The 22676-nt window shown below is 35.9% G+C and carries 20 protein-coding genes and 1 tRNA gene; 12 read left to right on the top strand and 9 right to left on the bottom strand.

Annotated features, from left to right (window positions below):
- Positions 1-3: 3 nt before the first annotated feature.
- The 4 genes from JM84_RS02465 to JM84_RS15340 all read right to left on the bottom strand — a co-directional run bounded on the left by JM84_RS02465 (position 4) and on the right by JM84_RS15340 (position 2597).
- Positions 4-525, bottom strand: a complete 522-nt coding sequence (locus JM84_RS02465) for a GNAT family N-acetyltransferase (protein WP_144782573.1) — start codon at positions 523-525, stop codon at positions 4-6.
- 81 nt (positions 526-606) lie between these two features.
- Positions 607-1062, bottom strand: a complete 456-nt coding sequence (locus tag JM84_RS02460) for a GNAT family N-acetyltransferase (RefSeq protein WP_144782571.1) — start codon at positions 1060-1062, stop codon at positions 607-609.
- A gap of 29 nt (positions 1063-1091) precedes the next feature.
- Complete coding sequence (gene rpiB, locus JM84_RS02455) at positions 1092-1523, bottom strand: ribose 5-phosphate isomerase B (protein WP_144782569.1); 432 nt, start codon at positions 1521-1523, stop codon at positions 1092-1094.
- A 906-nt stretch (positions 1524-2429) separates the two neighbouring features.
- On the bottom strand, positions 2430-2597 hold the full coding sequence (locus JM84_RS15340) for a hypothetical protein (RefSeq protein ID WP_158307000.1): 168 nt from the start codon (positions 2595-2597) through the stop codon (positions 2430-2432).
- Positions 2598-2902: 305 nt separating this feature from the next.
- Between JM84_RS15340 and rnr the strand changes: the two genes are divergently transcribed.
- The 4 genes from rnr (at position 2903) to JM84_RS02435 (ending at position 8618) form a co-directional block, all read left to right on the top strand.
- Entirely contained in the window at positions 2903-5107 is a 2205-nt protein-coding gene (gene rnr / locus JM84_RS02450) for a ribonuclease R (protein WP_013750651.1), read from the top strand.
- A gap of 167 nt (positions 5108-5274) precedes the next feature.
- Positions 5275-6798, top strand: a complete 1524-nt coding sequence (locus tag JM84_RS02445) for a carbon-nitrogen hydrolase family protein (RefSeq protein WP_013750652.1) — start codon at positions 5275-5277, stop codon at positions 6796-6798.
- A 294-nt stretch (positions 6799-7092) separates the two neighbouring features.
- Positions 7093-7764 carry a head GIN domain-containing protein gene (locus JM84_RS02440; protein WP_041295636.1) on the top strand — a complete coding sequence of 224 codons (672 nt, stop codon included), beginning with the start codon at positions 7093-7095 and terminating at the stop codon, positions 7762-7764.
- Positions 7765-7916: 152 nt separating this feature from the next.
- Positions 7917-8618 carry a LysE family translocator gene (locus tag JM84_RS02435; protein WP_013750654.1) on the top strand — a complete coding sequence of 234 codons (702 nt, stop codon included), beginning with the start codon at positions 7917-7919 and terminating at the stop codon, positions 8616-8618.
- A gap of 57 nt (positions 8619-8675) precedes the next feature.
- Here JM84_RS02435 and JM84_RS02430 read toward each other — a convergent pair.
- The 3 genes from JM84_RS02430 to JM84_RS02420 form a co-directional block, all read right to left on the bottom strand.
- Positions 8676-8746: transfer RNA gene (locus tag JM84_RS02430), tRNA-Cys, on the bottom strand.
- A gap of 127 nt (positions 8747-8873) precedes the next feature.
- Positions 8874-9230, bottom strand: a complete 357-nt coding sequence (gene folB, locus JM84_RS02425) for a dihydroneopterin aldolase (RefSeq protein ID WP_013750655.1) — start codon at positions 9228-9230, stop codon at positions 8874-8876.
- Positions 9231-9312: 82 nt separating this feature from the next.
- Entirely contained in the window at positions 9313-9522 is a 210-nt protein-coding gene (locus JM84_RS02420; protein ID WP_013750656.1) for a zinc ribbon domain-containing protein, read from the bottom strand.
- Between the two features lie 254 nt (positions 9523-9776).
- On the opposite strand from JM84_RS02420, the gene JM84_RS02415 reads away from it, so the two are divergent.
- From JM84_RS02415 to JM84_RS02400, 4 genes are all read left to right on the top strand, one after another.
- A complete protein-coding gene (locus tag JM84_RS02415) occupies positions 9777-11813 on the top strand; it encodes a glutamine--tRNA ligase/YqeY domain fusion protein (RefSeq protein ID WP_013750657.1) in 2037 nt (678 codons plus the stop codon).
- 180 nt (positions 11814-11993) lie between these two features.
- Positions 11994-12368 (top strand): YtxH domain-containing protein, encoded by a 375-nt coding sequence (locus tag JM84_RS02410; RefSeq protein WP_013750658.1) that lies wholly within the window; start codon positions 11994-11996, stop codon positions 12366-12368.
- Positions 12369-12389: 21 nt separating this feature from the next.
- Positions 12390-12809, top strand: a complete 420-nt coding sequence (locus JM84_RS02405; protein ID WP_013750659.1) for a hypothetical protein — start codon at positions 12390-12392, stop codon at positions 12807-12809.
- Complete coding sequence (locus JM84_RS02400) at positions 12796-13056, top strand: DUF6327 family protein (protein WP_013750660.1); 261 nt, start codon at positions 12796-12798, stop codon at positions 13054-13056. Before JM84_RS02405 ends, JM84_RS02400 begins: the two co-directional genes overlap by 14 nt.
- Before the next feature lie 75 nt (positions 13057-13131).
- Here JM84_RS02400 and JM84_RS02395 read toward each other — a convergent pair whose 3' ends face one another.
- On the bottom strand, positions 13132-14091 hold the full coding sequence (locus JM84_RS02395; RefSeq protein ID WP_013750661.1) for an SPFH domain-containing protein: 960 nt from the start codon (positions 14089-14091) through the stop codon (positions 13132-13134).
- A 164-nt stretch (positions 14092-14255) separates the two neighbouring features.
- On the opposite strand from JM84_RS02395, the gene JM84_RS02390 reads away from it, so the two are divergent.
- Entirely contained in the window at positions 14256-14927 is a 672-nt protein-coding gene (locus tag JM84_RS02390; protein ID WP_013750662.1) for a hypothetical protein, read from the top strand.
- 70 nt (positions 14928-14997) lie between these two features.
- Here the strand turns inward: JM84_RS02390 and gltX are convergent, their stop codons facing one another.
- A complete protein-coding gene (gene gltX / locus JM84_RS02385; RefSeq protein ID WP_013750663.1) occupies positions 14998-16515 on the bottom strand; it encodes a glutamate--tRNA ligase in 1518 nt (505 codons plus the stop codon).
- A 166-nt stretch (positions 16516-16681) separates the two neighbouring features.
- Here gltX and JM84_RS02380 point away from each other — a divergent pair, with 166 nt between their 5' ends.
- The 3 genes from JM84_RS02380 (at position 16682) to mnmG (ending at position 22658) form a co-directional block, all read left to right on the top strand.
- Complete coding sequence (locus tag JM84_RS02380; RefSeq protein WP_144782567.1) at positions 16682-20203, top strand: DUF4175 family protein; 3522 nt, start codon at positions 16682-16684, stop codon at positions 20201-20203.
- Positions 20196-20603 (top strand): rRNA maturation RNase YbeY, encoded by a 408-nt coding sequence (gene ybeY, locus JM84_RS02375; RefSeq protein ID WP_013750665.1) that lies wholly within the window; start codon positions 20196-20198, stop codon positions 20601-20603. Before JM84_RS02380 ends, ybeY begins: the two co-directional genes overlap by 8 nt.
- A gap of 177 nt (positions 20604-20780) precedes the next feature.
- Entirely contained in the window at positions 20781-22658 is a 1878-nt protein-coding gene (gene mnmG, locus JM84_RS02370; RefSeq protein WP_013750666.1) for a tRNA uridine-5-carboxymethylaminomethyl(34) synthesis enzyme MnmG, read from the top strand.
- Positions 22659-22676: the final 18 nt, after the last annotated feature.

Raw genomic sequence — 22676 nt, 5'->3', positions numbered from 1 at the left:
TTATTACAGTCCTTCATTTTCAAGCTCATAATACATCAGTTCTTCGCTTTCTAGCTGTATGTTTTTTGTAAAACTAAGTCCTATTTTTTCTAGTAATTTTCGGGAGGCGATGTTACTTTCCATGGTGATGGCTCCTAAATTTGGTATCTTAAATGTATTAAAGGCGGCTTTTTTTAAACAAGTTGCAGCTTCATATGCATATCCGTTTCCTTCAAATTTCCCTAAAAAAGAAAAACCTATATCTACACTATCTAGACCTTCTCTGTCATAGAGACCACAGCAGCCTAATTTTTCGTTATCAGCCTTTCTAATAACCGTATAATTGCCATAACTAAGACGTTCGTACTGTGGAAGCACTTTTGTTTTGATATACGTTTGAGCCTCTATAAGATTGTGTACATTTCTATCGCCTATAAACTCAAGCCATTTAGGCATATTGAGTAATTCAAGAAATAATGGAGCGTCATCTACTGTAGTAGGTATGAGTAATAATCGCTCTGTTTCAAAAGATTTGAGAGTCATCATTATAGCTTTTTATTAAACGTCTTACGCTTTCGCGAAAGCATAACTCAACCATATAATTATCTCAATAATTACACGTTAATTTTATGTTCTTATCATCACAATGTGAGGAATCCCATCTTCTAGATATTCTGCTCCTTGTTCTTTAAAACCTAGGTTATTGTAAAAGCTTTTTAAGTACTTCTGTGCAGATATTTTTATAATGCGCTCATCGTAGTATTTATGCACGGCTTCTATAGATGCGTTCATAAGATCATAGCCGTACTTGAACTTACGCTGGTTTTCTTTTACAATAACACGGCCTATACTAGCTTGTTCAAAGTAAGCACCCGGTTTGAAAATACGCGTGTAAGCAATGAGCTCATCATCTTTATAACCTAGAACGTGTACGGCTTTGTCATCCTTACCATCTATATCTTGGTACACACAATCTTGTTCTACAACAAAAACCTCAGATCTGAGCTGTAGTATGGCGTATAACTCGTCTCTACTTATAAACTCGTACTTCTTTATAATAAATTGAATGGCAGCTTCTTCCATATGTATATCGCGCAGCGAATTTTTTAGAATTATTTACAAGCTATCTTATCTACGCGTCTTTGGTGGCGTCCGCCTTCAAAATCTGTTGCGAGAAAGGCTTTAACCATGTCTAATGCTTGATTTTTTGAGGTATATCTGGCAGGAATTGCTATTACATTTGCATTGTTATGCTCACGTGCAAGCACTGCAATTTCCTTAATCCAGCATAGTGCTGCTCTTACACCTTGATGTTTATTAACAGTCATGGCAATACCGTTACCACTACCACAAATTACAATCCCAAAATCTGCCTCACCCTTTTCTACATCGCTAGCAACAGGGTGTCCAAAGTCTGGATAATCAACACTTCCATCATCGTTTGTACCGTAGTTATTAACGGTATGTCCAGCTTCTTTTAAAAAATTTACAATAAGATTCTTATAACTGGTTCCTGCGTGGTCGTTACCTATAGAGATTTTCATAGTACGTTTGTTTTACACATCAAAGTTAAGGAATAGCATTCTCGTTTTATAAATAAGTAGTAACGTGATATCCTTCTTATATGAACAATAAGGTGAGTGATAGCTCTTAACTACATTATGGTATAAAGCACGACAATTGTTAATAACGTTAAGTGACTAATATGTAGTTATTTAACTAAACATTTACATAGTGAATTATACTAATTAGGGATTAAATGTTCTAATAATAGACTATTGTTAATAACCCTTGAATACCTGTTGATAGCGTTTGTCAATAACTTTTGACGGTAAATGATAACTCTACTTGCAGATTAAGATTAAAAAAACAATACTAGACTTAGGGTACACGAACCAAATTTTTCTTTGCTTAATAGTGATCAATTTTATAAGCATAAAAAGAGCCGATTTTTGATAAGTTGATAACTAGACTTATGAGCAATTTGTAATAATCTATGGTTATCAACATTTGTTAACAGTGATTCATAAACCTCATGTTTTCAGTAGAAAAACAATCTAACAACTGTATGACAAGGTGTGAACAACTATCAAAAAGTGATATTTACAATATTCCTTCTTAAAAGTTATACCGCTATTCACAGTATATAATAAGCATCATTATTTTTTAAAATTTTAAAAGAAAACAAATGATATATATATATATGTGAATAACATCTAAAATTTTAAAAATTGAATTCTGTAAAATGAAAGCTCTCTTTAGTCAATTGATTGAAAAAAGAGAGTGACTACTTTTGATAATCCTGAAGTGATTTATTTTAAAAAACGGAGTACTTGACTTTCTGTATACTTGAAAAGAAATTTGCTAGAAAGATGAAGACATGAGTATATACTTCTATGTCTTATAAAAAAGAAGAAGGATTCGTTTTAAAAGAAAAGCTTAAATGAGATTTACGAGTGGTAAGAAACTGTTTTGGTTGTAGCAGGTGCTGCTGTATGACGGCTATTTGTTTCCTCTTCAAAAGCTGCATTGATATATACCACAGCAACGATTACTCCTACTAAGAATATAGCAAGGAGCAAGATTGTGTTTTTATGTATTAATTTGGAGGTATTCATAGTTGTCATCTACTTAAAGACGTAATAAAAATCAAAACGTTACAGCAAAATTAAGATTTTATTAAGATAATACTAATATTTTGTTAAAATTAGAGTGTTAAACTTTAGTATAGATCTTGTTAGGGTTGTGAGACTGTATAAAAACGGTATAAGAGTTGCATTAGATATTATATCTTTAAAGTACGCTTTCGCGAAAGCGTATAAAAACAAATTAAAGTATACAAAACGTTACTAAACCTTAAATTTTTAACATAAAAGCTATAGTTGAGCTTTTTAGGACTAATTTTGTGACAGAAATAAAATAGATGAATAGCAAGAAGAGAAGGAGAGGACCAGGAAAAATATCAAACCTCTCAGAAAGAATCGTTAGAATATTAAAAGACGATCACCAAAAAACCTACAATTACAAACAAATAGCGGCCAAACTTGATGTAGACGATCCATCCAGCCGCAACCAAATTATCAAACACTTACAGCAACTTAAGGCCAAAGAGCAGATTATAGAAGAAGAACGCGGCCAGTTTAAGATTGCTTCAAATAAAAATTACCACACCGGAATTCTAGATGTATCTGGAAAAGGTGGAGGTTATGTGATGGTAGATGATCTAGAACAAGACATTTATGTACCGCCGCATCACTTAAATAAAGCTTTAAATGGTGACGAAGTAGAGGTATATATTTACCGCCAGCGCCGTAGCAAGAAGCATGAAGGAGAGATTACAAAAATAATTAAGCGCAAAACTGAAGAGTTTGTAGGCGTAGTAAAACTTCAAAAGAAGTTTGCTTTTGTACTTACTTCTGAGTCAAACAAGATGTACACTGATGTTTTTGTACCGCTTAAAAAGCTGGGCAAGGCAGAAGATGGTGATAAGGTGGTGGTAACTATAGAAGACTGGCCAGATAAGGCAGATTCTCCCTTTGGAAGAATTACAAAGGTCTTAGGAAAACCAGGAGAGCACAATACAGAAATACATTCTATCCTTGCTCAATATGGACTTCCATATGAGTTTCCAGAAGAGGTAGAAGAGTTTGCAAATAAGATAGATACGTCTATAAAAGCAGAAGAAATTGCAAAACGTCGCGACATGCGTGATGTACTCACTTATACTATAGATCCTAAGGATGCAAAAGATTTTGATGATGCATTAAGTTTTCAAAAACTTGAGAATGGTAATTATGAAATAGGAATTCACATTGCAGATGTAAGTCATTATCTCGTACCGGGAACGATACTAGATGATGAAGCTTATGAGCGTGCAACATCAGTATATCTTGTAGATAGGGTAGTACCTATGTTACCAGAAATATTGAGTAATGGCGCTTGCTCATTAAGACCTCATGAAGAGAAGTATACATTCTCTGCAGTGTTTGAAATGAAAGCAGACTCTGGAAAAATAGTAGATTCTTGGTACGGACGTACGGTAACTTATAGTGATGCCCGCTTTGCATATGAAGAAGCACAGGCAATTATAGAAAGCAGATCAAACCTCATCCCAGCCGAAGTTTCTCTTACTGGAGAAGCCTACAAAGTATCTGATGAGCTTGTAGAAGCAACATTAGAAATGGATAGAATTGCTAAGATTATGCGTCGCCAGCGCATGAAAGATGGAGCTATTTCTTTTGATAAAGTAGAAGTAAAATTCAAGCTTGATGATGACATGAATCCAGAGGGTGTTTATTTTAAAACCTCTAAAGATGCAAACAAACTCATTGAAGAGTTTATGCTACTGGCAAACAGAAAAGTATCTGAATTTATAGGAAAGCAAGCTCCTAAAAAGACATTTGTATACAGAATACACGATGAGCCTAATGATGAAAAACTAGCATCTCTTGAAAAAGTAATAGGCAAGTTTGGTTATAAATTAGACTTAAAAGATCGTAAGACTACGACCTCTTCTTTAAACCAACTTCTTACAGATGTACAAGGGAAGAAGGAGCAAAACATGGTAGATACACTTGCTATACGCACCATGAGTAAGGCAGTATACTCTACAGATAATATAGGCCACTACGGTCTTGCGTTTGATTATTACAGTCACTTTACATCGCCTATACGTCGTTATCCAGATGTAATGGTGCATAGATTATTACAGCATTATCTTGATGGTGGTAAATCTGCTAGTGAAGAAGAGTATGAACAAAAATGTAAGCACTCTTCACAAATGGAGCAGCTAGCTACAAGTTCAGAACGAGATAGCATCAAGTATATGCAAGTTAAGTTCATGCAAGATCATAAGGATGAAGAGTTTGTAGGTGTTATTTCTGGAGTTACAGAATGGGGAATCTATGTAGAGATTATCTCAAACAAATGTGAAGGAATGGTGCGCTTAAGAGATATTAAAGGTGATCACTATGAATTTGACCAAGATAGCTACTCTGTAATAGGACAAAAATCTGGTAATCAAATTACACTAGGAGATGAAGTAATTGTAAAAGTAAAAGAAGCAGATCTAGTGAAGAAGCATCTTGATTTTACACTTGTGGGTGTAAAGGAAGGATTGCATCAGTAGGTAACTTATCACTTATATTAAAGTTTAAACCATCACACTATCATAAAGTGTGATGGTTTTTTTATGCTATTAATTATTCTTAAAAGTTTAGCAATTTATTAAGAAAAAGCGCACTAATTTTGTGATCTTATAGAAGAATTAAAAATCGCTCTTCTTAACCATACTACATGTCAACATCCATAGAAAATATCGAGCTTAAATATCTTACGCTCAACGATTACGAAGAACTTAAAAATGCAATGATACAGGCATATTCTAATATGCCAGACATGTACTGGAATGAGAAACAAATCACTGCACTTATCAATAAGTTTCCAGAAGGTCAAGTAGTAATTAAAATTGATGGAAAACTTGCAGGTTGTGCGCTTTCTATAAAACTCAATGAGTCTACTTTTGACAGTGTACATACCTATGAAGAAATCACAGGTAACTACACATTTAATACACATAAGCCAGATGGAGATATTCTATACGGTATCGATGTTTTTATTAAAACAGAATACAGAGGTTTACGTCTAGGAAGAAGATTATACGATTATCGTAAAGAACTTTGTGAGGAGCAAAACTTGAAGGGAATTCTTTTTGGAGGTCGTATTCCTAACTACCACAAACACGCAGATTCTGTAACTCCTAAGGAATATATTGAGAAGGTAAAGCGTAAAGAAATCCACGATCCGGTATTAAACTTCCAGATTAATAATGATTTTCACCCAGCTAAGATTTTAAAAGGATACCTACCTGGTGATGAAGACTCAGGTGAGTTTGCCGTACTTCTAGAGTGGAATAACATCTACTATGAGAAAAAATCTGTTGTTGCAGCTACACAAAAGAAGGTAGTAAGACTTGGCTTAATACAGTGGCAAATGCGTTTGTATAAAGATCTTGAAGAACTCATGCAGCAAGCAGAGTACTTTGTAGATGCAGTATCTGGTTATCGATCAGATTTTGCACTTTTTCCAGAGTTCTTTAACGCGCCGCTTATGGCAGAAAATAACCATCTACCAGTTTCAGAAGCTATACGTGAACTTGCAAAACATACAGAGGAGATTAAAAATCGTTTTTCACAGTTAGCAATATCTTATAACATCAATATCATTACAGGCAGTATGCCAGAAGTGGTAGATGATTTACTATACAACGTAGGTTATTTATGTCGTAGAGATGGAAGTACAGAGCGTTATGAAAAACTTCATGTAACTCCAGATGAGGCAAAAGTATGGGGAATGCAAGGAGGTAATAAATTACACTCGTTTGATACAGACTGTGGTAAAATAGGAATCCTTATTTGCTATGATTCTGAGTTTCCAGAACTAAGTAGAATTCTTGCCGACGATGGTATGGATATTCTTTTTGTTCCTTTTCTAACAGATACTCAAAACGGATACTCTCGTGTGCGTAACTGTGCACAAGCAAGAGCTATTGAGAATGAATGTTATGTGGCAATAGCAGGCAGTGTGGGTAACTTGCCTAAGGTGCATAACATGGACATCCAGTATGCACAGTCTATGGTGTTTACTCCTTGTGACTTTTCATTTCCAGCAAACGGGATTAAGGCAGAGGCTACACCTAACACAGAGATGATTCTTATTGCAGATTGCGATATAGACTTATTACGTAACCTCAATCAGTTTGGAGCTGTAAAGAACCTAAGAGATCGTCGTAAAGATTTATTTGAATTGAGAAGAAGATAGATTTTTAAATACGCTTTCGCGAAAGCGTAACACATTCCACAAAGAGCTGTTTTAAAACAATTTGATATTAAAACAAAGATCTGTCATACTTGTAAGAAAGAAATAACTGTAGCTTTTAGAGCGCGGTTAAACCACGCCAAAGAGTGGGTGTTTATATGTGAAACATGTTGCGATAAACATCGTAATAAAGAAGGTTACACCTATGGTGGAACATGGAAAGGGAAGAGGCATTAAGCTGTAAACTGTAACAATCTAGTAATTGTATGGTCTCTATATCAAACAAAAACAATGAATATGAAATTTATATATACCATAGTAGCGCTAGTAATTACAGCAACAGCATTTGCTCAAAATCCAGTTACAAAAGACGTAGGAGATTTTACAGAAGTAAAAGTGTATGATCGCATTGTAGTAAACCTTGTAAAGTCTACCGAAAATAAAGTGATTATTACGGGAGAAGATGTAAGCCAGGTACAAGTAGTAAACAAGGATGGAACCTTAAAAATCAAAATGGATCTTGATCTCATTTTTGACGGAAACAAAACCTTTGTACATGTGCATTACAACAACCTGCAAGTAATAGATGGAAATGAAGGAGCTGTAATAACCTCAAATGAGCTCATAGAACAAGACAAGATTGAGATTAAAATGCAAGAAGGTGCTCGTGTAAAAGTAGGATTACTTGTAAAAGAAGCGCATTTAAGAGCCGTTACAGGAGGTATAATTGAAGCAAGTGGTCAAGCAACCCTACAAAAGGTAAAAGTGAACACAGGAGGCATCTATGAAGGTAGAGATCTAGAAACAGAAACAGCCGAGATATTTGTACAAGCAGGAGGAGAAGTAGAAGCTTATGCAAGTAAACTAGCAGATCTAACGATAAGAGCAGGTGGAGATATTGTAATCTATGGTAATCCAGCAGAGGTGAAGCGTCGTCGTACTTTTGGAGGACGTATTAAAATAATGTAAGCCATTATATTTTTAGGGCAATCTTCTATAACAGGTTTGAAAGCACTTTAAATTATTAATCAATAGATATATACAAAGGATGTTTACATACGTAGGCATCCTTTTCTTTTTACTGTATGCTTTTGTCTAACTTTGTGTAAAGCACTTTCTATATGTTTCAAGATTTACACACGGCTATACCTCTAGGATTTTTCTTAGCGTTCTTGATAGGCCCTGTATTTTTTGTGTTACTAGAAACGGCGGCTACCAAAGGTTTTAGAGCTGCACTTACCTTTGATATAGGTGTTATTATTGCAGATATTGTTTTTATTGTAGTTGCTTACTTAAGTAGTTATCAACTACTCGAAAATCTAAGTAACCAGCCAGGTCTTTATGTTTTTGGAGGAGCGATATTAATCGTGTACGGACTCACCATTTATCTTAAAAAACCTACGCGCGATGCACTTGATCCTAACAGAGCAAAAATTAAGAAAGGTGGTTACGTACAACTCTTTGTAAAAGGATTTTTACTCAATTTTATAAATATAGGGGTACTTGTTTTCTGGTTAGGAATCTTAATAATTGTAGGTCCTACGGTAGAGAATGATGGTGACCGTTTACTAGGCTTCTTTATAGGAATGATAGGTGCTTATCTTATTACAGACATTGGTAAAATAGTACTTGCAAAACAGCTTAAGCGTTACTTGACACCACGTAGAATATTTAAAGTAAAAAAGTCATTAGGGCTTGTACTTATTTTTTGTGGTCTTGTACTCGTAACAAAAGGTTTTGTTCCTTCAGATGAGTTTAATATCCAGCAAGAGATGGAACGTTTTCAAGAGCTTCCAGAAATCAAGCCAGATACGATTCACTAATTAAGTATTTACAATAAAGCACAAAAAAAAAGGAACTCCGTTAGAAGTTCCTTTTTGAGGTGTCGAGCGGATTCGAACCGCTGTAGATGGTGTTGCAGACCATTGCCTAGCCACTCGGCCACGACACCTTATGTGGGTGCAAATATAGGAATAGTACTGACAAATATCGAAATGAGATATTCTTTTTTTTCTTTATAAATAATACAAATTCTTTTTACGAATTTTTGACTCGTTTTACTTCTGATAATAAAGGTATTATTGCACTCGAGTACGCTCTACAGTAACCATCTCTACATCTCCACCTATAGGAGGATTTACTTTTGATACTGCAACCGTAGCTAGCTGTATAAGAGCCTCTTCCTTAAAAAATCGTACTAAAATACGCTCGCACACTACTTCTAGTAATGCAGAAGGAATTGCCATTTCTTCTTTTACAATACGGTTAAGCAATACATAGTCTACCGTGTCTGCAAGTTTATCTGTTTGCGCACTTTTTGATAAATCTGCTTCAATCTCTACATCTACTCTGTAGTCTGATCCTATGGCAGTTTCCTCAGAAAGACAGCCGTGGTAGGCGTAGGCACGTATGTTTGTTACTCTTATTTTTCCCATGATATGGTATTGTTTATAAGTGTTCAAAGTTACAACTCAAAACATGATTTTGCATTTTTAAAGCACGAGGTTTAACCTTGTCTTATCCTCCAAACAAATCAAAAATATTACTAAGTGCTCCAGTTTTGGCCTTGTAAAACTCCGTGTATGAGCAATTTTTACATGTTACTGTGCTGTACTTTTCTGTTTGCATATTGAGCAATTTTGTTAGAAAACTACCAGTAGCACGCATTTCGCCTATTTTGTAAGTGTGGTTTTGGCATTTTACGCAAGTATAATTAAGTGGTTTCATAGTGTATTGTTGTTATAATAGATGAGTGTCTATTTTTTTAAAATGTTACACAACGACAGTTTAAACCTCATAAGCCAGTTATAAACAACAGCTTTTGATACAAAGCTTGATAAAAGAGCTATCTAGTACAATGGTTTGTATGAATGCTTCTGTATAATGATTTCAAGTTTTCGCGTAAGCAATAAAAACATCAGTGAAAACACTTATTAAATCCAACTACAAATTGATTAATTTTACCCTTACAATCATACATCATGACAGAGGATAATAAATCATTGAATTTTCTAGAACAAATTGTTGAAGAAGACCTTAAAGGGAGCTATACTAAGGAGGATTTGCGTTTTCGCTTTCCACCAGAACCTAATGGGTATTTACATATAGGTCACTGTAAGGCAATCTGTATAAGTTTTGGGCTAGGGGAGAAGTACGGGGCACCGGTAAACTTACGTTTTGACGATACTAACCCAGCAAAAGAAGAGCAAGAATATGTAGATGCTATCAAGGAAGATGTTTCTTGGTTAGGGTATCAATGGGATAAGGAGTGCTTTTCAAGTGATTATTTCCAGCAGTTATATGATTGGACTGTCCAGCTTATTAAGGATGGAAAAGCTTATGTAGATTCTCAATCTAGTGAGGCAATGGCAGAGCAGAAGGGAACACCTACACAACCTGGTGTGCCAGGACCTTACCGTGATCGTACGGTAGAAGAAAACTTAGACCTTTTTGCTAGAATGAAAGCGGGTGAGTTTAAGGAAGGAGAACATATTTTACGTGCAAAAATTGATATGGCGCATGTAAACATGTTAATGCGTGATCCTATTATTTATCGTGTGTTGCACAAAGATCACCACCGCACAGGTAGTGACTGGTGTATCTACCCTATGTATGACTGGACGCATGGAGAGAGCGATTATATAGAACAGGTAAGTCATAGTTTATGTTCGCTTGAGTTTAAGCCTCACAGAGAACTTTATGATTGGTTCTTAGACCAAGTATACTCTGGTGAGGATTTACGTCCTAAGCAGCGGGAGTTTGCACGTCTCAACCTTAACTACACGATTATGAGTAAACGTAAGTTGCTCACATTAGTTGAAAAAGGTGTAGTTTCTGGATGGGATGACCCACGTATGCCTACTATTTCTGGACTGAGACGTCGTGGTTATACAGCTGCAGCAATACGTAATTTTATAGATGCAGTAGGAGTTGCAAAGCGTGAGAATGTGATTGATGTTGCATTATTAGAATTCCACATTCGTCAAGATTTAAATAACATTGCTCCTAGAGTAATGGCAGTATTAGATCCAGTAAAACTGGTGATTACTAACTATCCAGAAGGTAAAGAGGAGTGGCTAGATGCAGAGAATAATCCAGAAGATGAGGCTGCGGGAGAGCGTAAAGTTCCTTTTAGTAGAGAGTTGTACATAGAACGTGAGGATTTTAAAGAAAATGCTGGAAATAAGTATTTCCGCCTTACTACAGATAAAGAAGTACGTTTAAAGAATTCATACATCATTAAAGGTGGTGAGGTTATCAGAGATGAGAACGGAGTTATCACAGAGATACACTGTACCTATGATCCAGAGAGTAGATCTGGAAGCGGGACAGAAGCTTCTAAGCGCAATGTAAAAGGAACACTACACTGGGTTTCTATTGCTCATGCTATTAAAGCAGAGGTACGTTTATTTGATAGACTATTTAGTGATGAAAATCCTGATGGTCATGAGGATAAAGACTTCATGGAATTTATAAATCCTAACAGTCTTACTACAATCACTGGATATCTTGAGCCAAGTCTTAAAGACGTTGAGGTAGGTGATATATTCCAGTTCCAGCGCAAGGGATATTTTAATGTAGATAAGGAGTCTACAGCAGATCACCTTATTTTTAATAGAACGGTAGGTTTACGTGATTCATGGGCAAAAGTGAAGCCTAAACAAGCACAAGGTAACACGCAAGGTCAAGCAAAACCACAGCAACAGCAAAAAGCTTCAGCTCTTAGTACGATTAATAAACTAGGTAAGAAACTTGCAAATCTACCAGAAGATAAACGTATTGCGGCTGTTGCAGATATACAAAAGTTAGCAGCGAGTTTAACAGAGGATGAGGTTAAAGGATTCTTTAATACTTCGGCAAAAAAGGTGGGTACTCGTATTGCGGGTATTGAGAGTTTGTACGCTTTCGCGAAAGCGCAAAACAAAACCATTAAGGACATTGAAGGAGCAGTAGCATTTGTTGAAAAGGCAAAAGAAGATAGCAACGATATATTACAAGAAGCAGCGTCTAAATTTTAATATCTAGGATCTATATTTTAACAGTTATTGGCATAAATGTCTCATTTAAGGATGATAAGAGACTACTTTTAACAAAGATTGTGAGTTGGTTAAAGAGATATTAACCGGTTATTAACGGAGAAAAGAAACATATCAAAATATCTTTACACTCAACCAATTTTTAATATAAAATAGAATCATATGAGTAAGTCAAGTAATACATTGTTAGCGTTAGTTTTAGGTGGTGCAATAGGTGCAGCAGCAGGAATTTTATATGCTCCAGAAAAAGGAACTAAAACGAGAAAGGATCTTTCTAAGAAAGCTAAGAAAGAGCAAGAAAAATTAGTAAAGCAACTTAAGGAAACTAGAGAGTCGCTTACAGATAATGCTCAGAAAGCTAAGTTAACTTTTGAAGAAAAGTTAAACGACTCTATTTCAACAGCGAGTCATAAAGCAGATGATGTAATCTCAACGTTAGAAACAAAACTAGCTGAGTTACGTGTACAAAATGCAAAACTTCAAAAAGATGCTGTAGTAGATAAAAATGTTGCCAAAGTGGAGAAAGCATTATCATAAGCCAAAAGAAACCAATCAGATATGGCTTTTGAAAAGTTAACAAATAACCTAAAAGGACTGACAGATAACGGGCAGGAATATGCCAAAGTCACTGCAGAATACTACAAACTAAGCTTGTTCAAGAATGGAATGAGAGGATTAGTAAGTAGTGCAAACTTAGCTTTGAGAGCAACTTTTGGTCTTATAGCAATGATGTTCTTTTCTATAGGCCTTTCAATTGTGATAGGGGAGTCTCTAGATAGCTTGAGTGCAGGATTCTTTATTGTAGGAGGAATTTACTTAGTGATTTTCTTTTTGGTATTTCTTTTTGCCGGAAAGCCTCTAGAAACTATGTTACTTAAGAAATATAGTAAACTTGCCTTTAGTGATGATTCACTTCCAGATGTTTCACTAGTAGCTCCCGTAGCAACTCAAAATATAAACACTGATGAGAGAATATAGTAGTTTTGAACAAATAGAGCATGACCTTAAAATCCTTAAACTTAAAAGACAAATAAGTGAGGAGGAAGTAAGGCTTAATGTAAATGGAGCTAAAAACGGTATGAGTTCTGGATTTTCTCCGGTATCCTCATTAGGAACTTTAGTAGGATCATTACTCCAAAAGGCGGTGGTAGCTAAATTACTAAGTACAATTTTTGGATATAAACGTGTTAAGGAAGTAAATAGAGAAGGAGAATACAAAGCTTAACTGACTTATTTTATAAATAATAAAACCCCAAGAACAGCTTGTTCTTGGGGTTTTTTATGAGCCTAATTGTAATTATTAATCTTCTTGAGCGTCTCTCTTCTTCTTATTGATAATACCTTTTGCTTCATTATCTTTTTTCATTTGCTCTCCTATTTGATTAGAAGCTACAAATGAAGTAATCATATCATTAAGCATATTACTACCAGCTTGTGGGGAGTTAGGCATTAAGATAAGGTTAGAATTAGTTTGCTCACCCATAGACTGTAATGTATCATAGTGTTGAGTAACTACAATAAGTGCAGATGCTTCTTGAGAATTAATACCCACATTATTTAGAACATCTACAGACTCTTCAAGACCACGAGCAATCTCTCTACGCTGGTCTGCAATACCTTGTCCTTGTAAACGCTTAGACTCTGCTTCTGCACGAGCTTTTGCTACAATCTTGATACGATCTGCTTCTGCTTCAAACTCTGCAGCTACTTTCTCGCGTTCTGCTGCATTAATTCTGTTCATAGCTGCCTTTACCTGCATATCTGGATCAATGTCTGTTACAAGGGTTTTAATGATGTCAAAACCATAACTAGACATAGCTTCGTTAAGCTCACGCTTTACTGCAATGGCAATATCATCCTTACGCTCAAAAACGTCATCTAATTTCATTTTTGGAACCTCCGCTCTTACTACGTCAAATACGTAAGAAGTAATCTGATCATGCGGATTTTCAAGTTTATAAAATGCGTCATACACTTTATCTTTTACTACTTGAAACTGTACAGATATCTTAAGACGTACAAAAACGTCATCTTTAGTTTTAGTTTCAACAACAACATCAAGCTGCTGTATTTTTAAATTGATACGACCTGCAATTTTATCAAATACAGGGATTTTAAATTGAAGTCCCGAGTTACGCACTCCAATGAATTTTCCAAAACGCTCCACAACGGCGGCGGTTTGCTGTTTAACCATAAATATCCCTGAGAGGATAATAAGTATGGCTAGTACTACTAATACTGGTAAAAGAATCTGTCCCATATTGGATATTTTTAAAAATTATTGATGGTGATTATTGTAATCTTAAAGATAAGTAGCCATAATCGATAAAATGTAACACATAAAATAAAAGTTTCCTGATTCCTTTTAAGTTATTATATCTTAGAGCCATTGTTTTAAGTGTAACCCTATTTTAAAAATCCCCTATGAAATATTTATTACTACTTGCTTTACTGCTTATAACGTTCACAACAATGTATGCTCAATCTTATAGGAACAACGGTAATTATAACCGTATAGGCCTTCAAGGTAAAGTTGCATTCATGGATATAGATACAAAGAACTTTGATGTACAAGGAGAAGCTGGTTTTCTAGCGGGTTTTACTACTAGAGGAAATGTGTATAATAACTGGGGAATGGTTTACGGGATTGATTTGTTAAGTACTGCGATTACAGTTCAAACAACTTCTTTAGATCAACTTACTAGTGAGGATACTCAATACAATATCATAGGTGCGCAGCTTAATCTATTACTCAGTTATAACTTAATTGCAAACCATCTAGCAGTAGACATTGGACCTGCACTACTAATTAACAGCAAAATGAAGCTTGATAATTCTAGGCAAAACACAAATATAGTAACCGGATATAACACACTTACCGCAAGTGATATACAAGAAATATCTCGAGTAAATGGTTTTGGTATCTTAGGACTTACAGGTGGTTTTGAACACGTGAGGCTCACGCTACAGTACCAATATGGATTTACAAACATCCTCAATAATCTTAATGAGCAAAACCTTGTAATTGATAACAATGCAAGAGATTTTAAAGGCAATGCATCACTAATCACTGCAGGAGTTGTATTTTATTTATGAACTATCGGTAAAAAATTAAGGCTACAAATCAATGATTTGTAGCCTTAATTAATAATGTGATGTATAACAGTTATCCTAGTGTGGTAATTGCATAACCTATACGTCGTAATGTTTCTTCTTTGCCAATGGTGGTAGCAATATCAAAAACATCAGGTCCTTGCATAGCGCCCACAAGTGATAATCTAAAAGGTTGCATTACTTTTCCAAAACCTAATTCCTTTGCTACAATCCACTCCTTAAGAGTTGTTTGAGCTTCTATTGTTGTGAAGTTAGATACACTAGATAATATAATTTTCACCTCTTCCATGATGGCCGCCGTATCTTCTTTCCAAGCTTTCTTGGCTGCCTTTTCATCAAACTCTGTTGGAGCAGTAAAGAAGTAACTTCCTAATGTCCATAAATCTTCTACAAAGATGGCGCGTTCTTTAATTAAATCAACTACGTGTGTTGTGTACTCCTCTGTAGTAGTTACATTCTTATCCTTTAAGAATGTCATAAATTGATCTGCTATAAGTGCTACAGGAGATTCTTGCATATACTGCTGCTGGAACCACTTTGTCTTTTCTGGATCAAATTTTGCTCCAGCTTTATTAACACGTTTTAAGTCAAAAGCTGCTACAAGCTCTTCTAGACTAAAAATTTCTTGTTCCGTTCCAGGATTCCATCCTAAAAAGGCAAGCATGTTTACCATGGCTTCTGCAAAGTAACCGTCTTCTCTGTATCCAGAAGAAATTTCGTTTGATTTTGGATCTTCCCATTGTAGCGGAAAGACTGGAAATCCTAGCTTATCACCATCACGCTTACTTAATTTTCCTTTCCCTACAGGCTTAAGAATAAGCGGTAAGTGAGCAAATACTGGTGCATCCCATCCAAAGGCTCTATACAATAACACGTGTAACGCTAGAGATGGTAACCACTCTTCACCACGTATCACATGAGTAATTTCCATTAAATGATCATCTACTATGTTTGCTAGGTGATAGGTAGGCATCCCGTCAGATTTAAATAACACCTTATCATCTAGAATATTAGTATCAATCTCCATAGCACCACGTATTTCATCACGTAGTTGTAATACTTCATCTTGAGGAGATTTAAAACGTATCACATAATTTTCGCCAGCGGCTATACGCTTCTCTGTTTCCTCTTGCGATAGAACGAGAGAGTTATCTAGTTTAAGGCGATTGTGCCAGTTATAGATAAAGGTTTTGCCGTTTGCTTCGTGATCTTTTCTGTGTGCATCAAGACTTTCGGCAGTATCAAATGCATAGTAAGCATTATTTGAGTCGACTAACGCTTTCGCGAAAGCGTGATACTTATCCTTACGTTCACTTTGTCTATAAGGTCCAAATCCGCCATCTTTTGTAGGTCCCTCGTCATATGAAATACCGCACCAGTCTAGACTCTCACGTATATAATCTTCTGCACCAGGTACATAGCGATTTTGATCTGTATCTTCTATACGGAGGATAAAAGTACCTCCATGTTTTTTTGCAAATAAATAATTAAAAAGCGCCGTACGCACACCACCGATGTGCAATGGCCCAGTAGGTGAAGGTGCAAATCGCACCCGAACGTTTTGAGACATAGTCTTAGATTTTGTGCAAAGATACTTTTAAGCCTTTAAAAAGGCTTAACGAATACCGTTTAAAGTTTTTTATGAAGATCACAGTGATATCTTTGTAAATGTTGACATCCTCTTAAAACATAATAAAATAGTACTTTAGAGGTTGCTATAAAGAGAATTAGGATAGATGACGAATAGATTTGAAAAAATAGAGAAGAAGCTAGAGGGATTTATTAGAAAATATTACACTAATGAATTGCTGCGCGGTGCAATATTGTTTTTTGCACTAGGTCTATTTTATTTCTTAATCACACTGCTCATTGAGTATTTTTTCTGGCTTAGTCCAGCTGGAAGAACCGTTCTTTTCTGGGCGTTTATAGTAGTAGAGGTTGCTTTACTCATCAAGTTTATAGCAGTACCACTAGCCAGATTATTTAAATTGTCAAAAGGTATCAACTACAAGGATGCTGCTAGTTTGATAGGAAATTATTTTCCAGAAGTAAGCGACAAGCTTATAAACACCTTGCAATTACATAGTGAAGTAACAGACTCAGAATTAATGCTCGCAAGTATAGAGCAGAAGAGTGAAGAGCTTGAGCCTATCCCTTTTAGACTAGCTATAGATTTTACAAAAAATAAGAAGTACCTCAAATACGCTGCTATACCTGTAGTTATATTTCTCATTGCAAACTATGCAGGGAAGGAAAAGGTTTTCTCAACAAGTTATGAGCGTGTTGTAAATTACAACGAGGCATATGAGCCACCAGCACCGTTTAGTTTTTATATAGTCAATGAGAATTTACAGGCTATTGAAAATAAAGATTTTGAGTTGCGCGTGCGCACACTGGGAGATATAATTCCTGAGGAGGCGTCTGTGAGATTTAATGATGAGGTGTATTTTCTACAGCAAATTGCTCTGGGAGAGTATAGCTATATATTTGAACAGCCTACAGAAAATATCACCTTTAATCTTAAAGGTAATAAAGTCGTATCCCAGCCTTATACTATCGAGGTACTCAAGGTTCCTGTACTTATGGATTTTGATATGGAACTCAACTATCCTGCACATACTCGCAAAGGAAAAGAGACTGTAAAAAATACGGGCAATGCAATTATTCCAGAAGGAACTACCGTTTCTTGGAATATAAGTACGAGGCAGACGGATGGAGTAGATCTTGTGCTTAAGGATACTATTATCCCTTTCGCTTTAAGCGAAAATGTGACAACCTCAAAAGTTTTCAAAGCAGTAAAGCGTATCTATAATAACACGAGTTATGAAGTAAGTACGAGTAATAGCCAACTGAAAAATTATGAAAATCTAGCATATAATTTACAAGTCTTAAAAGATCAGTATCCTCAAATATCCTTGGAAGCAAAAAAAGATACTGTAAACGAGCAGCAGAATTATTTCTACGGAAAAGTGAGCGACGATTACGGGCTTAAAAAATTACAAATTGTTTATTATCCTTCAGAGAGTGATAATAAACAGTATGACGAAATCAGTATTTCAAAGGGTAATGTAGATCAGTTTATTTATGCATTCCCTAATAATCTTGATTTACAAGAAGGAGTAAATTATGAGTATTATTTTGAGGTTTTTGATAATGATGCCATCCATCGTTTTAAAAGTACAAAGAGCACGATATATAGTTTTGTAAAACTTACAGATGATGAGCTTAAAAATAAACAGCTTGAGCAACAACAAAAATCTATAGGTAATCTTGATAAGTCCCTACAGAAGATGAAGGATAGTGAGAAGGAATTACAAGAAATCTCACGAACTCAGAAGGAGAAAAAGCAGCTGAGTTTTAACGATCAAAAGAAACTTGATAGCTTTCTTAAACGCCAGAAGCAGCAAGAGGAGATGATGAAAGATTTTTCTAAACAGTTAAAGGAGAATCTAGACGAGTTTCAAAAAGAAGAGGAGCTTACAGATGAGGATAAAGAAAAACTGAAGGAACGTCTAGAGCGTCAAGAAAAGAAAGCAAAGGAAAATGAAAAGCTCTTAAAAGAATTACAAGAGCTTCGAGAGAAAATGCCAAAAGAAGAACTCTCTGAAAAGCTTGAGGAACTTGAAAAGCAAAATAAAAATAATAAGCGCAACCTAGAGCAAATGGTTGAGCTTACAAAGCGTTATTATGTTCAGAAAAAGACCGAGCAAATTGCTCGTGACTTAGAGGAACTCGCAAAAAAACAAGAAGATTTAAGTAAGAAGGAAGGAAAAGAAAATACTAAGGAAAAGCAAGATGAACTCAACGAAGAGTTCAAAAAACTTGAGGAAGCGCTAAAGGATCTTGAAAAAGAAAACCAAGAACTTAAAAAACCTATGGACCTTCCTGGTGACGAAAAGAAACAAGAAGAAATCAAAGAAGAGCAGGAGGGAGCTAGTGAAGAACTAGAAAAACAAGAGGATCAAGAACAACAAGACGGAACACCCCAGGATAAATCTAGTGCTCAAGCGAAACAGAAAAAGGCTGCAGAAAAGATGAAGCAAATGAGTAAGTCTATGCAGTCTCAAATGCAAATGGGTGGTGAGGAAAGTCTGGAAGAAGATGCAGAGATGTTACGCCAGATACTAGATAATCTTCTTGTTTTTAGTTTTGAAGAAGAGACTATAATGATGGAATTTCGTAAGATGGATGGGAAGAATCCTAATTACGCACGTAAATTAAGAAGGCAAAATGTACTCAAACAAAATTTCAAACATATAGATGATAGTTTATATGCATTGTCACTGCGTCAGCCTAAACTCGATGAGATTATCAATGAGACCTTAGTCGATATTGATTACAGCATGGATCAAGCACTATCAAGACTTGCCGAAAATCAAATAATGCAAGGTGTAAGTAGCCAGCAATATGTTATAACTGGAACTAATAAACTAGCAGACTTCCTTAGTCAGACGTTAGATAATATGCAAAATGCAATGATGTCTGGTAGCGGCTCCGGTAAAGGAAAGGGTATGGGCATGGGTTCTGGCAGTGGAAGTGGGGAACAACTGCCTGATATCATACAGAGTCAAGAAGAACTCAATAAGAAAATGGGTGAGGGTAAAAAACCCGGAGATGGAAATGAAGGTGAAGGTAAGGAAGGAGAATCTGGTGAAGGTTCTGAAGGTAAAGAAGGACAAGGAAAAGGAGGCGGTGATCAACCTGGATCTGAAGGCGAGGGAGGAAAAGAAGGCGAAGGTGAAGGTGGTCAAGGTGGAGGAAAAGGCTCGAGTAATAGTGATTTAAAAGGTGATGGAAATGGCGAGAATGGAGGTGGAGAAAATGGAGATGGACAAAGCGATGAGTATGAGCAGGGACTTCTTTATGAAATTTATAAAGAGCAGTCTAAGTTAAGACAACAACTAGAAGATGCTATTCAAAGGGAAGGTCTTGGGGATAATGCAGAGAAGCTGGTAAAAGATATGAAGGATGTTGAGCAGCAATTATTAGATAAAGGTTTTAATAATGAAACGTTACAACGTATGACTAATCTTAAGCACGAACTACTTAAACTTAAAGAGGCAACGTTGCAACAAGGTGAAGAGAATAAGCGTGAAGCAAATACCAACGTAAAGGAGTTTGCAAATCCTGTGAATAGTGCGCTCGAAAAAGCCAAAAAGTATTTTAACTCGACAGAAATATTAAACAGAAATGCACTTCCGCTTAAGGAAGAATACAAGCGTAAAGTGCAAGATTACTTCCAGAAAAACAATGATTGAATTTAATAGTACAAATGATTTTGAATTATCAAATCCTGAAGAGTTACTTCAGTGGTTAACATCTGTGATAGAATCCGAGCAAAAACAAATGGGGGAGATCAATTACATTTTTTGTGATGATGCCTACTTGCATAAACTCAATGTTGAATATTTGAATCATGACACGCTTACAGATGTAATCAGTTTTGACTACACGAGTGGAGATGTAATTAGTGGGGATGTATATATTTCTGTAGAGCGTGTTGAGGATAATGCTGCAGATTTTAAAACCTCTTTTAAAGACGAATTAAGCCGTGTTATGGTTCATGGACTACTGCACTATTGCGGTTATAAAGATAAGAGTGATGATGAGGCTAAGGAGATGAGAGCAAAGGAAAATTTATATTTATCAGTTAGATAAGTAGTAATTTTCTTACAGCGCTCTATTTCAAGGTTTAACATCTGTCCCAGCGGGAAGTTGTGTTAGAGAGAATTAAAGGCTGTATCTTTGCACGCCTTTAAAAGAATGTATATAACGCTTTCGCGAAAGCGTAACTTCTCTTAGAGATATTAATATTTTAATGTTCCACGTGAAACAATGAGTCTATTTCAAGATACATACGATGTTATAGTAGTAGGTGCTGGCCATGCAGGTTGTGAGGCTGCCGCTGCTGCTGCAAATATGGGAAGTTCTACACTTCTTATAACTATGAACCTACAAACCATTGCCCAAATGAGTTGTAATCCTGCTATGGGAGGAATTGCAAAAGGGCAAATAGTAAGAGAGATTGATGCACTAGGAGGATATAGCGGTATCGTATCTGATAAGACAGCGATTCAATTCAAGATGCTTAACAAATCTAAAGGTCCTGCAATGTGGTCTCCACGTGTGCAATCTGATAGAATGAGATTTGCAGAGGAGTGGAGAATGAAGCTTGAGGGAACTAAGAATCTTGATTTTTATCAAGAGATGGTGAGCGGTCTGATTGTAGAAAATGATAAAGTTGTTGGTGTAAAAACCTCTCTTGGTATTGAAGTAAGAGGAAGATCTGTGGTGCTAACTAATGGTACTTTTTTAAATGGATTAATCCACATAGGAGATAAACAATTTGGTGGAGGTAGAGCAGGTGAAAGAGCAGCTACTGGAATTACAGAACAACTAGCGGGGTTTGGATTTGAATCTGGAAGAATGAAAACAGGTACACCTCCACGAGTGGATGGTAGATCGTTAGATTTTTCTAAGATGATTATTCAGCCAGGTGATGAAGTCCCAGAGAAGTTTAGTTATAGTAAAGAAACAAGCCCGCTTACACATCAGCGTCCTTGTCATATGAGTTATACTTCTCTAGAAGTGCATGATATTTTGAGAGAAGGATTTGATCGCTCACCTATGTTTAATGGTCGAATTAAATCTCTCGGGCCAAGATATTGTCCGTCTATTGAGGACAAGATTAATCGTTTTGCAGATAAGGATAGACATCAATTATTTATAGAGCCAGAAGGGTGGAATACATGTGAGATTTATGTGAATGGATTTTCAACATCACTTCCAGAAGATGTCCAGTTTAAGGCTTTAAAGTCTGTCGCTGGTTTTGAGAATGTAAAATTCTTCCGTCCTGGTTATGCAATCGAGTATGATTATTTTCCGCCTACACAGTTAAAGCATACCTTAGAAACTAAGCTTGTGAGCGGACTGTATTTTGCTGGACAAATTAATGGAACCACTGGATATGAAGAAGCAGCTTCTCAAGGATTAATGGCTGGTATGAATGCACACCTTAAAGTGCATGAGAAAGATCCTTTCATGCTCAAAAGAGATGAGGCGTATATAGGAGTTCTTATAGATGATTTAATTACAAAAGGTACAGAAGAGCCGTATAGGATGTTTACTTCTCGTGCTGAGTATAGAACACTATTGCGTCAAGACAATGCAGATGAGCGTCTCACGCCTATGTCAAATGCTGTAGGTTTAGCCTCTGAGGAACGTCTCATTACCATGGAAAAGAAGCAAGCGGAATCTAATGATCTTGTTAATTTTTTTGAAGAGACAAGTATTCTTCCTGAAGAGGTAAATGATATACTAGAAGAAAGAGGATCTTCTCCTATGAGACAATCTGATAAAATGTTCAAAGTATTTTCTAGACCTCAAATCACGCTTGATGATATGAAAGGCTTTGAGAAAGTAGCTGCTTATATTGAGGAGAAAGATCTTGATCGTGATGTATTAGAACAAGCAGAAATTAAAGTTAAGTATGCAGGTTACATTGCAAAGGAAAAGGCAAATGCAGACAAGCTACAGCGATTAGAAAATATTAAAATTCCAGAAGGTTTTGATTATACAAAACTGAAGTCGCTGTCTTTTGAGGCTAGGGAAAAATTATCTAAAATTAGACCAACTACAATTTCTCAAGCATCACGAGTGAGTGGAGTTTCTCCTTCAGACATAAGTGTAATGTTAGTTTATATGGGACGATAATTTTTAAATAGTATACGT

The organism is Dokdonia sp. Hel_I_63, assembly GCF_007827285.1.
Taxonomy (GTDB): domain Bacteria; phylum Bacteroidota; class Bacteroidia; order Flavobacteriales; family Flavobacteriaceae; genus Dokdonia.
This window is presented reverse-complemented; position numbering and strand designations above follow the sequence as displayed.